Origin of the sequence: Micromonospora sp. NPDC005237, from assembly GCF_040607775.1 — a bacterium.
In the GTDB taxonomy this organism is placed as follows: domain Bacteria; phylum Actinomycetota; class Actinomycetes; order Mycobacteriales; family Micromonosporaceae; genus Micromonospora.
Window position 1 is genome coordinate 466,832 of sequence record NZ_JBEXHJ010000003.1, and the last position, 12,473, is coordinate 479,304.

General features: G+C 73.7%; 9 protein-coding genes. 2 read left to right on the plus strand and 7 right to left on the minus strand.

Annotated elements, in window-relative coordinates:
- Positions 1–180 precede the first annotated feature (180 nt).
- From ABZT87_RS10980 to ABZT87_RS11000, 5 genes are read right to left on the minus strand one after another with little or no spacing between them, the layout of a single operon-like run.
- The gene (locus ABZT87_RS10980; RefSeq protein WP_354856685.1) at positions 181–903 is read right to left on the minus strand and encodes an FAD:protein FMN transferase; all 723 of its coding nucleotides are present in this window, start codon (positions 901–903) and stop codon (positions 181–183) included.
- Between the two features lie 49 nt (positions 904–952).
- Positions 953–1,579: an FMN-binding protein gene (locus ABZT87_RS10985; RefSeq protein ID WP_355135067.1), complete on the minus strand. Its 627-nt coding sequence runs from the start codon at positions 1,577–1,579 to the stop codon at positions 953–955.
- An 11-nt stretch (positions 1,580–1,590) separates the two neighbouring features.
- A complete protein-coding gene (locus tag ABZT87_RS10990; protein ID WP_355135069.1) occupies positions 1,591–3,012 on the minus strand; it encodes a ferredoxin reductase family protein in 1,422 nt (473 codons plus the stop codon).
- Positions 3,009–4,391, minus strand: a complete 1,383-nt coding sequence (locus ABZT87_RS10995; RefSeq protein ID WP_355064268.1) for a DUF1501 domain-containing protein — start codon at positions 4,389–4,391, stop codon at positions 3,009–3,011. Before ABZT87_RS10995 ends, ABZT87_RS10990 begins: the two co-directional genes overlap by 4 nt.
- Before the next feature lie 8 nt (positions 4,392–4,399).
- On the minus strand, positions 4,400–6,529 hold the full coding sequence (locus ABZT87_RS11000) for a DUF1800 family protein (RefSeq protein ID WP_355135071.1): 2,130 nt from the start codon (positions 6,527–6,529) through the stop codon (positions 4,400–4,402).
- Between the two features lie 427 nt (positions 6,530–6,956).
- Between ABZT87_RS11000 and ABZT87_RS11005 the strand changes: the two genes are divergently transcribed.
- Positions 6,957–7,214 carry a DUF3040 domain-containing protein gene (locus ABZT87_RS11005; RefSeq protein WP_234586377.1) on the plus strand — a complete coding sequence of 86 codons (258 nt, stop codon included), beginning with the start codon at positions 6,957–6,959 and terminating at the stop codon, positions 7,212–7,214.
- Positions 7,215–7,218: 4 nt separating this feature from the next.
- On the opposite strand, the gene ABZT87_RS11010 is transcribed toward ABZT87_RS11005, so the two are convergent.
- Together ABZT87_RS11010 and ABZT87_RS11015 are read right to left on the minus strand one after the other, a co-directional pair.
- On the minus strand, positions 7,219–8,124 hold the full coding sequence (locus ABZT87_RS11010; RefSeq protein ID WP_355135073.1) for an SWIM zinc finger family protein: 906 nt from the start codon (positions 8,122–8,124) through the stop codon (positions 7,219–7,221).
- Complete coding sequence (locus ABZT87_RS11015) at positions 8,124–11,438, minus strand: DEAD/DEAH box helicase (RefSeq protein WP_355135075.1); 3,315 nt, start codon at positions 11,436–11,438, stop codon at positions 8,124–8,126. Before ABZT87_RS11015 ends, ABZT87_RS11010 begins: the two co-directional genes overlap by 1 nt.
- A 150-nt stretch (positions 11,439–11,588) precedes the next feature.
- Between ABZT87_RS11015 and ABZT87_RS11020 the strand changes: the two genes are divergently transcribed.
- Positions 11,589–12,461 (plus strand): PfkB family carbohydrate kinase, encoded by an 873-nt coding sequence (locus ABZT87_RS11020; RefSeq protein WP_355135077.1) that lies wholly within the window; start codon positions 11,589–11,591, stop codon positions 12,459–12,461.
- Positions 12,462–12,473 lie beyond the last annotated feature (12 nt).

Below are 12,473 nucleotides of genomic sequence, written 5' to 3' on the forward strand. Positions count from 1 at the left end.
GCACCGAACCGCCCCGTCGCAGCTATCCGCGGCACCGCTGGGCGGGCACCCGCCCGGCCGGCTCGCGCCCCGGGCGGCCCCGCCCCACCGGCACCCGCCCCGCCGGCACCCATCGCCCGCTGCGCTAGACCGTCTCTCCGGATCGTCGCCGGCTCGCGCCCGGATCCAGAAGACACGCGTCTAGACCGTCAGCGGAAGCGCGGTGGAGTGGAACTGGCGGGCGTCGTCGGTGACGACCGCGTGGGTGTGGTCGCCCAGACGGTCCAGCCAGCCGATCCCCGCCGCCCCCATGGCCAGGGCGGCGGTGGCGTAGGCGTCGGCGACGCCGAGGTCGCTGCCGACCACCGTCACCGAGCGCAGCCCGCTGGCCGGCGCGCCCCGCCGGGGGTCCAGCACGTGCCGACCCCGCTCGTAGACCCCGGAGGTGGCCACGGCCAGGTCGGTGCCGGCGAGCACCAGACACGTCGCCATCGCGTCCCAGGGGTGCCGGATGCCGATCCGCCACGGCTCCCCCGTCGGCGAGAAGCCGCGGACGCGCACGTCACCGCCGGCGTTGACGCAGTGGTTCGCCGCGCCGGCGGCGAGCAGCCGGTCGGAGGCGACCTGCGCCGCCCAGCCCTTCACGAACCCGGACGGGTCGAGCCGCCCGGTGGCGTACGCGTCGAAGAAGCCGTCGGTGGCGCCCCACAGGTCGGCGCACGCCTCCAGGACGAAACGCAGGTCCGCCGACGCCTCGGAGAGCAGCACCTCGCCCCGGTCGAACCGGCACACCTCGCTGTCGGCCTTGTACGTGCTGAAGCGGCCGTCGACCTCACGCATCCAGGCGAAGACGTCATCGGCCAGTTCGTGCAGGCGGCCCGGTGGCAGGTCGTCGGCGAGGTCCAGGGTGATCGTCGTACCCATGATCTGCTCGACCCGGCAGAGCCCGGGTCGGATCATCGCGGCCGGCACGTCAGAATGCCTGCTCGATCGCGGCCCGCAGTGAGCTCTTGTAGGCGTTGCTGGTGGCGGTGGCGCCGGAGACGGTGTTCAGGTTGGCGCTCTGTTTCCGCACCACCTCACTGGGGGTGTTGGGAGCGCCGGTGCCGTTGTACGTGTCCCGCACGTCGCCGCTGTGGATGTCGGACTCGCCGCCGCTCGGCAACGCCAGGGTGGTGGCTTCGATGATCTTGCTGCCGGAGACCACGATCTGCACCTGCACGTACCCGTAGCCATTGGCCGTGTCCACCGGAGGGCCGGTGACCCGGCGGGTGGTCGACTGGGGCGCCTTGGTGGTGGTCTTCGGCGCCGAGGGCGCCTTCGCGGTGGTCTTCGTGCCCGACGGGCGGGCGGTGGTCTTGCTGGGCTTGGGCGACGTGGAGGCGCCGGCGGTCACCGACGGCTTCGGGCCCGCGCCAGCCGGGTCGGTCCCGGGCGCCTCGGGGTCGGCGCTCGGGTCGACGCCCGGCCCGGCGGGGTTGACCGGCTGCGCTGTCGGCAGGTTCTGGGCGACCTGGGTGGCGCCCGGCGAGCCCTTGAGCACCACCAGGGCGGTGGTGCTGGCGGCCAGACCGGTGATCGCGAACAACGCGCGACGCATGCGATGCCTTCCTACAGCTCGAAGGTGGCCAGGTGGATCTGCCGGCGGGGCACGCCGGCACGGCGCAGCGCGCGCACCGACTGCTCGACCAGCCCGGAGGGCCCGCAGAGGTAGACGTCGCGCCGGGCCACGTCGGGCACCAGTTGGCGCAGCCCGTCCGGGCTCATGAGCTGGCGGGGGCCGGGGTCGTCGCGGGAGCCGATGACGTACCAGATCGACGTGTCCCGTTCCTGGGCCAGCCAGTCCAGTTCCCGGCTGAGCAGCACGTCGGCCGGCGTACGGGCCCGGTAGATCAGGGCTGCGCCCGGCGGCAGCTCCTCCAGCATGGCCCGGATGGGCGTGATGCCGCTCCCACCGGCGATCAGCAGCGCCCGCTCGCGCACCCGGTGCGCGGCGGTGAAGGTGCCCGACGGGCCGTGGGCCCAGACCCGGGTTCCCGGGTCCAGGTCGCGCAGGTCGGCGGTGTGCCGGCCGACAACCTTGACGGTGAGCCGCAGCCAGCGGCCGTTGGCGGCGGCCGAGACGGAGAACGGGTGCGACTGCCACCAGCAGCCGGGGGTGAGGAAGCGCCAGCGGAAGTACTGCCCGCCGAGCATCTCCAGGCGGCCCAGCCGCTCCCCGGTGAGGTAGATGGAGATGGTGTCCGGGCTCTCCGCGACGACGTCGGCGACCCGCAGCCGGTAACGCAGGTTGAACGCCAGTGGCGCGATCACCCGACCCCAGAGCAGGGCGGCGACCACCAGCAGGTACAGGGCGATCCAGCCGGTCCGCACCGGGCCCGGCTTGTAGAGCTGCGCGCCGTGGGTGAACTGGTGCCCGTAACCGAGCAGCAGCACCAGATAGCTCGACCGGTGCAGCAGGTGCCACGCCTCGTAGGGCAGCGCCCGGCGGATCGCCCGGACGCTGCTGAAGCCGACCACCAGCATGATGCCGGTGGCGACGAAGGCCGAGAGCATGTCCTCGTAGCCGCCGAGCAGCGTGCCCACCTCGGCGAGGACCGAGTGGTTTCGCAGGTCGGCGTACCCGACGAGGATCAGCGACAGGTGCGACAGCACGGCGACCAGCAGCGTCGCGCCGATGTCGCGGTGCCAGCGGCCGAGCTGCTCGCCGCCGATCCACCGCTCCAGCACCGGCAGCCGGCTCATCATGAGCACCTGCACCAGGAGCAGGTAGCCGGCGATCAGGCCGGTGATCCGGCCGGCCGCGGTGACGGTGGCCGCGGTGGTCCGCAGCGAACCGGCGGGGGTGCCCAGCCACCAGGGCAACACGCTGGCGAGCAGCCCGACCAGGAGCAGCGCGGCCAGCAGCCGCCGGCCGCCGGGTCCGCGCCGGGCCGGGATCTGCGGGAGTACGGGTTCCGCCGACCGGCCGCCGTGCCAGGACGAGGTCGTCCCGGTGCGGCGGCCGGCGGCGTGGGTGTGCGAATGCGTCACGCGTACAGCTTCATCGGTGCGTACTTCATGCGGGGGAACACCTTCTGCACCTCGGCGTTGGTGAGCCCGAAGCGGCCCTGCGCCAGGGAGCCGTACACGTTGAACATGTTGTTGTATTCCGGCACGTCACCGGAGTCCAGCTTGTCCAGGCCGTTCCAGGTGCCGAGCAGCGATCCGGCCAGCTTCTTGCCGGACAGGACGGTGACCACGCCGCCGTGGCCGTGGTCGGTGCCGCCGGTGTTCGAGCTGACCCGGCGGCCGAACTCGCTGGACACCATGATCGTGACGTCGGCGGCCTGCGGGCCGAGGTCGGTGAAGAACGCCGCCATCGCGCTTGCCAGCTCGTTCAGCCGGCGGTGCAGCTGGCCGCCCTCGCGAGTGCCCTGGTTCTCGTGGGTGTCGTAGCCGCCCATGCCGACGGTCGCGACCCGGACGTTGGCACCACCCTTGATCAGCTGCGCGAGCTGCTGGAACGCGTTGCCGACGCCCTCGTACTTGACGCCCGCGGCGGGCTGGTACGGCTTGGCGGCGAGCTTTTGCGCCGTGGCCAGCGCGCCCATGCCCTCCTGCACGGCCTCCTCGACCGGGTGGTTGATCCCGGTGAAGAGCCCCTTGATGGCCTTCTCGGTGGCGGCCCGGAACTTGTCGTCGCCGTTGAGCCGCAGCGAGCCGACGCTGTTCAGCGACAGCGCGCCGTTGTTGCCGACCAGCGAGCGGGGCAGCGTGCTGCCGATGCCGACGCTACGGAACGCGGTGCCCTTGCCCAGGTGGTCGACCAGGCCGTCGAGCCAGCCCCGGCCGCCGGTCTCGTTGGGCAGCCCGCCCAGGTTGCAGGCGTCCGCGGCCTGGAAGTGGCTGCGGGACAGCCGCTCGTCGGAGACCGCCGGGATGAAGCCCAGCTGACCGGCCTTGAGGTACTGCTCCAGCGGCTTGAACGCGCTGGTCAGCTTGAAGCCGCGGCTCAGGGCCAGCGAGTCGTTGCCGAGCAGCAGGTCGGGCCGGGCCTTGGCGAGCACCGGGTCGTTGTCCGGCGCGACGAGGCTCAGCCCGTCCAGGCCGCCGTAGAGGAAGACGTGGATCAGCGTGCCGGTCTTGGTCGCCGCGAACGACGCCGAGGTGGTGACGAACTGCGCGGTGGCCAGGGCGGTGGCGGTGGCCGCCGCACCGGCGACGAACGTCCGCCGGGTGACGCCGCGCCCGTCCTGCTGGGCCTCCTCCAGGTCCTCCAGCGTGCGGTAGCGGTCGGCCTCGGCCGCGTTCTCGGCGGCGACCAGGTCGGCCTCCGCGCGCAACAGAGCCTCGGCCGGGTTGTCGGCCAGTCGCCGCAGGTCCGGGCATTCGGGGTGCAGGGGGAAAGAGTTGTACACAGTCTTCTCCATCGGGTGCCTCACCGGAGGTGGTGCTGGGGGGACGCGAGGATCGCCCGCGCGACGGCGGTGATGGCCCCGTTGAACGTGGCATCGACCTTGGCGGTCGCCGGCACGCCGGCCACGCCGAGGATCAGGTTCTTCTCCCGGGTGCTCAGCTTCTGGTTGACCAGTCGCATCGAGAGCGCGTCCACGTACGCCCCGGCGGTGGCCGGCGGCTTGGCGACCAGCTTCTCCGGCGCCGTGTACGTGAAGACGGTGCGGTAGCCCGCCACGATCTCGCCGGCCTCGTTCCAGCCGTTGACCATCGTGCCGGCCGAGGTCCACGCGACGTAGACGTCGGGGTAGCCGTCCGGGGTGGGCTGACCCATCGGGTACTGGCCCAGCTCACGCAGCTTGTCCTGGATCTGCCGCAGGCCCCGGGCGAACGGGGTGCGCTTGTTGTCGCCGTTGTCGTTCTTCGCCGACGCCTCCGGCGCGACGCCCAGGGTGCGGTACGTGGCGACCAGGTACTCCATCGGCCGGCGCACCTTCTGACCCACCGCCGCCCAGAACTCCGACGAGCTGAACAGCGTCATCAGCACCGGCTTGATCATGCCGTTGTTGCTGGTGTACGACTTGGCCAGCCGGTCCACGAGGGACTTCGGCGGGGTGTCCGAGACGAACCGGGTCGCGAGGCTCTGCGCCACGTACTTCGCGGTCGAGGGGTGCAGCGCGATGTAGGTGATGTACTTGTCGATCGCCGCGTCCACGGCGGCGATCTGCTGCTTCGTCGGCTCCTTGTTGTCCTCGATGCCGAACGTGTTCGCGTGGGTGAAGCCGAGAATCTTCACCTTGCCCTGGTAGTGATTCCGGGCGTTCAGGACGTACTCGCCCTTGTCGTTGACGCCACGGCCGGTCTGCAGCATGGCCGCCTGCCGGACGTCGCCCTCCTTGTAGCCGCCGTCGACGCCGACCGAGTAGAGCTCCAGGTTCTCCCGGGCGAGGTTCTCGTTGATGGCGTCCTTGCGGGAGTCCTTCTGGTTCAGGTAGATCAGCAGCGCGGGGTGCTTGTTCGCCGCGACCAGCATCTCGGGGTAGCTGCCCAGCGCGTGCTTGCGTACCACGTCCTTGTCGAACGACGTGCGGTACACCTCGCCGCCGTCGAAGTCGGCGGCGACGTGCAGGAAGTCGTTCCAGAAGTCGACCATGACCTCGAACAGCTGGCGCTTCGACCAGATCTGGCGGGCCAGGGTGGCGTCGACCACCTCACGCTCCGGCTGGGCGCCCTGCTCGTTGAGCTTGTCGCGCTGGGTCCGCAGCTGCTCCACCGAGAGCGTCTGGGTGGGCAGCTCGGCGAGCTTCAGCTCGGCCTTGCTCGGCTCGATCTTGTCCGGGTCGAGCTGCCCGCGGATCCACGCGTCGATGCCCTGGCGCTTGATGTCGGCGACCACGGCGGGCGTCGCGCCGAAGGTGGCCCGCCGGGCCAGGTGCAGGATCGGGTCCTTGGCGAGCACCGTCTTGACGGTCACCGTGGTCTCCGCGGCGGCCGCCGCCGGGCCGGAGAAGGTCCGGCCACCGGTCGGCGCGTTCTTCTTCAGCGCCTCGCCGGCCCGGGAGCCCATGTAGCTCTCGTTCTGCTCGGTGTAGGTACGCACCGTGCTGGGCTGCTGGCCGCTGGGACGCGCCGCGGTCCCGTCGGTCACCGTGTTGCCCGTCGCGTCGCCCGCGGCCGCCTCGTCACCGAAGAGGCTGCGGAACTGCGGCGTCATGGCGAGCGCCGCGCCACCGGCCACGACGGCGGCGGTGCCACCGAGCGCGACAATGGCCTTGCGCCGGCCGACCTTGCGGCCCGGCTCGTCGTCATCGTCCAGGGTGGGCAGTCCAGCACCGGCCGGACGCGCCGGGGCCGGACGACCCAGACCTTCCGGGCCGACCCACTGCGGCCCACGCGGGGCGGGGGCGGGTTGTCCGGCGTGCGCGTACCCGTCGCCGTACTGCTCGCGCGGGTCCCCCTGCGCCGGGTAGCCGCCCTGGTAGGGGTGGGGCGAGTCGTATCCGTACGACGCGGACGCGGTGGGGTCGCCGTAACTGTCCGAGGTGTGGTGCTGGCGTCCGTCCCAGCCGCGGTCGTCCCGCGGTCGACGTGGTGGCACATTCTGGTCGGCCATGTACCAATCCCGATTTCTGATGAGCGCCGGAAGCTGCGACCGAGCAGGTGCGGCAGGTGCGGCGACTGTTGCCTGAGGGGGTTGCTACGGCAAGGTAACCAAGCGCTCAGGTGCCTTCAAGGTGAGCCGAACGCGCCGGTGAGGGCACTTAAGACAGCCCTCACCACCGCGTTCGTGGCAGGCCGGGGACGCGGGCCGGGCTCCGACCTTCCCAGCAGGGCGGACGTGCGGCAGCCGGGTACGGATCGGACCTGGCCGCCGTACGCGACACGTTCCGCGTCGTTCACCACCACAGGCAAACTTAAGGCTCGGCTAAGCCGGACGTGAAGTGTCCTCACGCTGGGAAAAGGAGGAGCGGGCGAGCGTGAGCCGCCGCCGCAGCGGGTATGCCGCCGAACCGCTGAACGCGTGAGGGGAAGGCAGCGCCATGCTCAGCAAAGAGGATCAGCGCAGGTTCGACCAGATCACCCGTCAGCTCCGGGAGAGTGACCCGGCCTTCTTCGCCCGGCTGGACCACCGGGTCCGAGCCCGCAGGGGCCGCTACCTGATGTTGTTGACCATCGTGCTGTGGGCGTCGCTCCCGGCGATGGCCGTGTTCGCCGGCCGGCTGGCCGGCGCGATCTGCGCGGTGGTGCTGGTGGCCAACGCGGCGATCATGTGGCGGTTCCGCCGCCGCTGGACGTGAGGGCTCACCTCGGGCCGAACGCCCGGTACGCACGACGCAGCCGCTCCAGCAGGCCCGGCCCTCCGATGGCCGGCGCCGGCGGGCCGAGCTGGCGCAGCAGGAGATCCGGCCCGGTCGCCAGTCGGGGTGGCCGGTCGGGCAGCGGCACCGGCGACGCCCAGAAGCGGTCCACCGCCTCCGCGAGGGGGGTGGTCGCCAGCCCGGCGAGCGCCCGGGCCGCACCGACCGGCGGCAGCGCGTCCACCGCGGACGAACTGTCGTCCGAAGTGGACACGGGGGCGGCAGCCGGCGCGGGCGACACCGCCGTGCCGGTGGCCTCGGCCCGACGGGCGCGCAACCGGTCGAGCAGGTCCGCGCGCGAGCGGCCACGCCAGTGCAGCAGCTCGAACGGGTCCGCGTCGAACGCCTCGGCGAGCAAATAGAACGTGGCCGCGAGGTGCTTGCACGGCACCGCGAAGTCGGGGCAGTTGCAGCGTTGGGTCAGCTCGTCCACGGCGGCCGGGAAGAGCGGGGCGCCCGCCGCCACGAACAGCTCCTCCAGCTCGTCGGGCAGGTCCCCGGCGAGCAGGCGGGCGCTGAAGAACGCCTGCCCGGCCAACTCGTCCTCGATCCGGGTCCAGAGCGCGGCCGGGAACGTCGCCAGCGCGATGGAGACCTCGTACGGCCGGGGCCGGGAACCCTGCACCTGGGCGGTGACCCGGCCCGGCGCGATGTCGAGCCGGAGCACCTGACCGGCCCGCGCGTACGACCGGCCACGGGTCAGCCGGGTGCCGAGCGCGAACGACTCCAGCACCTCCAGGAAGCGCCGGGACCACCAGGACCGCCCGATCGCGCCTCGGGCGCTGCGCGCCCGCAGCCCACCGTCGACCCGCCGGGGACGGCCGTAGTCGGCGAACCGGTCCGTGCTCATCACTCCACCACCGCCCCGGCCTCCAGGGCGAACAGCTCCCGCAGCTGACCCGTGGACAGCTCGGTGATCCACTGTTCGCCGGTGCCCACCACCCGCTCGGCGAGGGCGCGCTTGTCGGCGATCATCGCGGCGACCTTCTCCTCCACGGTGCCGGCGCAGACGAACTTGCGGACCTGCACCCGCCGGCGCTGCCCGATCCGGAACGCCCGGTCGGTGGCCTGGTCCTCGACCGCCGGGTTCCACCACCGGTCCACGTGCACCACGTGGTTGGCGGCGGTCAGGGTTAGCCCGGTGCCACCGGCCTTGAGGGACAGGACGAACAGCGGCGGGCCGTCGGCCGACTGGAAGCGCTGCACCAGGGCGTCCCGCTCGGCCTTGCCGAGCCCACCGTGCAGGAACAGCACCTCGCGGCCGAAGCGCGCCGACAGGTGCCCGCGCAACATCGCGCCGAACTCCGCGTACTGGGTGAACAGCAGCGCCCGCTCCCCCGCCGCCAGCACCTCCTCCAGGATCTCGGTCAGCCGGGCCAGCTTTCCGGAGCGGCCCTCCAGCGCCGAGCCGTCGCGCAGCAGCTGGGCGGGGTGGTTGCAGACCTGCTTGAGCCGGGTCATGGTGGCCAGCACCAGCCCGCGTCGCTCGATGCCGTCGCTGGTCTCGATCCGGGCCAGCATGTCGTCGACCACCACCCGGTACAGGGCGGCCTGCTCGGCCGTGAGGTTGCAGAGCACCTCCATCTCCAGCTTCTCCGGCAGGTCGGAGATGATCGACGAGTCGGTCTTGAGCCGGCGCAGCACGAACGGGCCGGTGATCCGGCGCAGCCGCTCGGCGGCCTCGACGTCGCCGTGGCGCTCGATCGGCTCGGCGAACCGCTTGCGGAACGTCGCGGCCGGGCCGAGCAGCCCTGGATTGGCGAACTGCATGATCGACCAGAGATCGGCGAGCCGGTTCTCCACCGGCGTACCGGTCACCGCCACCCGCTGCCGGGCCGGCAGCGCGCGGACCGCCTCGGCCTGCCGGGTCGACGCGTTCTTGATCGCCTGCGCCTCGTCCACCACCACCCGGTGCCAGTCGATGCCGGCCAGGTCGACGGCGTCGCGCGCGGCCACCGAGTAGGTGGTGAGGACCAGGTCCGCGCCGTGCGCGGCCGCCGTGAACTCCGCCCCCCGCGCCCGCTCCGCCCCATGGTGTACGTGCACCCGCAGCGTCGGCGTGAACCGGGCCGCCTCCCGCTGCCAGTTGCCGACCAGCGACATCGGACAGACCAGCAGGGTCGGTCCGGCCTCCGGCGGGTCCCCGGCGAGCAGCGCCAGCAACTGCACGGTCTTGCCCAGCCCCATGTCGTCGGCGAGCACCCCGCCCAGGCCGAGTGACCGCAGGAACGCCAGCCAGGCCAGTCCCCGCCGCTGGTACGGCCGCAGCGTCCCCTGGAAACCCGGCGGCGGGTCGAGCGGGGTGAGCCGGCGCTCGACCGCGCCGGCGAGCAGGTCGCCCAGCGCCCCGTCGGCGGTCACCTCCAGCACCGGCAGCGCCTCGGTGTCGTCGCCGTCGGCGAGCCCGAGGCGCAACAGGTCGGCGACGGTCAGCTCGCCGGCCGAGCGCAGCAGACGCAGACCGGCCGCGAGCCGACCCGGGTCCAGCTCCACCCATCGGCCGCGCAGCCGTACCAGCGGGGTCTTCAGCTCGGCCAGCGCCGCCAGCTCGTCGGCGGACAGCGGCTGGTCGCCGAGCGCGACCTCCCAGCGGTAGTCGACGAGCGCGTCCAACCCGACGCCGGCCTCGGTGCTGGCCACCGTGCCGGGCGCGGTCCGGCTGCGGGCGCGCAGCCGAGCGCCGAGCCGCGCCGACGGACGCCGCCACCAGGAGGGCAGCAGCACCCCGAAGCCGGCGGCGTGCAGCACCGGGGCGCCCTCGCTGAGGAACCGGTGGGCGCCCTCGACGTCCAACTCCATCGCCTCGGGTGCGGCGGTGCGCAGCGCGGCGTCCAGGTCGGGCCAGAGCCGGCTGGCCCGGCCCAGCTCCGCGAGCAGGGTCTCCTGCGGGCTGGCCGTACGGTCGGCGAGACCGTCGAGCGGGTGCGTCCGCCAGACCTCCCCGGCGTCGATGTGCAGCCCCGGCTCATCGGCCGCCTGCAACCCGAACTCCAGCCGCCACCGCGCCGCCGGGGAGTCCTCGCCGCCTGTCGGGCCACCCTCGGCCAGCTCACCGCCGCCTGTGCGAACAGACGCGGGCGGCGCGTCGCCCGGCAGCGGGCGGGTGGCCAGGATCGGCTCGGTGACCTCGTCGGGGGCCGGCTCCACCAGGCGGAAGCTGGCCCGGACGGCGCCGCCGGCCGCGTCGCGCTGCCAGTCGTCGAGTTCGGCGCGCAGGATGTCCAGTGCGGCCCGGTCGACGGTGAAGTCGCGGCGGGGGCCGGCGAGCGCGGCCAACCAGGCCGGCGCGGGCCCGCCGGGGCGTACTCCTCGGGCCAGCGTGGTGGTCACGAGGGCCGCTCGGGCGGCGGCGTCGGTGAGCGCGTCGAGCGCGTCCGCGACCAGCTCGGCGGCCGGCACCGCAGCAGCGGTAGCGGCAACGGCCGGCGGCGCGGTGGCAGCCCCAGCGGGGACGGCGACCGGGACGGGGGCGGCGGCGCGGGCTGCGGGCGGCAGTGCCAGTGCCAGCGAGCGCGCCCAGGCGGCGTCGGTGCCGGTCAGCAGCGGACGCCAGACGGCCCGCGCAGCCACCTGGGCTGCCCGGTCTGCCACCAGCCCGGTCACGTCGACATCGGCCGACCCGGCCTGCGACGCCACGCCGGCATCCGGCGAGCCGACAGGGGCATCGACCGAGCCGGCCGTGGGGATCGGCGTGCTGACGCCGGGCAGGACGCGGCCCCGGGCCACGAGGTCGGCGGCGAAGTCGGCCAGCTCGGCGAGGTGACGCAGGGTCGCCCCGGGCACCACCGGGAGGTCGTCCAGGGCGCGCAGCAGTGCGAGGGCGTCGTCTGGGGCGTACACCAGGACGGGCACCCGCCACGCGGCGAGGGTGAGCTGGCCGCGGGCCGGGGGTGCGACGGTGGTCCGGATCAGCTCGGGTGAGTCGGTCGGCGCGCCCGCCCGGGTGGGCAGGGTGAGCAGCGCGGTGGCCGGGCGGGCCGGCTCGGCGGCGTCGGCGAGGGCCGCGACCAGGTCCGCGTGCCCGGCGGCGAAGGGATGCGGGCGCTCCCGGGGCGGCCTGCCGGGGCGGACCGGAGACGGCGGCGCGGCGCTGTCCTCGGCCCAGACCGCGAGGCCAGCGGTCGAGTCGTCGCAGGGCTTCCACAGCCCATGGATGACCAGCACCTACTCCCCCTCCGCCGCCCGCGCCCAGGATAGGCGGCCCGGGGCGACGAGCGTCAGCGCCCACCGCACGACACACGCCGCCGACGGGTTGATCGACTCCAGGTCGGGGGTGTGGGGGTGTCCACGCCGGGCTGGGCTAGCGTCGGCACAATGGTCGATCTCCTGGTTGTTGGCGGGCTCGGGGTGGATGTGCGGGTACGGGTGCCCGCGCTGCCGCTGCCGGCCGCCGACTCGCACACCGTCGAACCGATCGAGCTGCGGATCGGCAACACCGGTGCCGGGGTGGCGCTGGCCGGCCGGGCGCTCGGCCTGCGGGTACGGGTGGTCGACACCCTCGGCGCGGACCCGGCCGGCGACCTGATCCGGGCGGCGCTGACCCGGGCCGCGGTGCCGGCGGTGCTGGCGCAGGACAGCGGCGGGACCCGACGGTCGGTGAACCTGGTGGACCCGGGCGGCCGGCGCACCTCGCTGTACGACCCGCGCCCGTGGCGGGGCGACCCGCCGTTCTCGCCCGCGGAGGTGGCCGAGCTGGTCGCGGACGCCCGGCACGTACACCTTTCGATCATGGACTGGGTGGTGCCGTTGCTGCCCGCCGTGCGGGCCGCGCTCCCGGCGGGCGTGTCGCTCTCCACCGACCTGCACGACTGGGACGGCACGAACCCCTACCACCGGCCGTTCGCCGAGGTCGCCGACCTGGTCCTGGTCAGCGGGGTGCGGCTGGGCGAGCGGGCCGCGGCGCTCGCCGGCACGCTGGCGCCCCGGACCGTGGTGGTGACCCGGGGCGCGGACGGCGCCGAGCTGTACCCGGGCGACGGCACGCGGGTGCCGGTGCCGCCCGCCGCCGCGCCGGGGCCGGTGGTGGACAGCAACGGGGCCGGCGACGCGTTCGCGGCCGGGCTGATCGCCGGGCGGCTGCGGGGCGAGCCCCTGACCGAGGCGGCCCGGTACGCGGCACGGGTCGCCGCGGCGGCCTGCGCCCACGACGGCATGGAGTATCCGCCGGGCCTGTTACCCGCCGGATGACGACGGGCGGCC

Bases quoted from the DNA above. Each gene is read 5' to 3' on its own strand.
- ABZT87_RS10995 (WP_355064268.1), bottom strand. From the start codon at position 4,391: ATGGAGAAGACTGTGTACAACTCTTTCCCCCTGCACCCCGAATGCCCG.
- ABZT87_RS10980 (WP_354856685.1), bottom strand. From the start codon at position 903: ATGGGTACGACGATCACCCTGGACCTCGCCGACGACCTGCCACCGGGC.
- ABZT87_RS10985 (WP_355135067.1), bottom strand. From the start codon at position 1,579: ATGCGTCGCGCGTTGTTCGCGATCACCGGTCTGGCCGCCAGCACCACC.
- ABZT87_RS11010 (WP_355135073.1), bottom strand. From the start codon at position 8,124: ATGAGCACGGACCGGTTCGCCGACTACGGCCGTCCCCGGCGGGTCGAC.
- ABZT87_RS11020 (WP_355135077.1), top strand. From the start codon at position 11,589: ATGGTCGATCTCCTGGTTGTTGGCGGGCTCGGGGTGGATGTGCGGGTA.
- ABZT87_RS11005 (WP_234586377.1), top strand. From the start codon at position 6,957: ATGCTCAGCAAAGAGGATCAGCGCAGGTTCGACCAGATCACCCGTCAG.
- ABZT87_RS11000 (WP_355135071.1), bottom strand. From the start codon at position 6,529: ATGGCCGACCAGAATGTGCCACCACGTCGACCGCGGGACGACCGCGGC.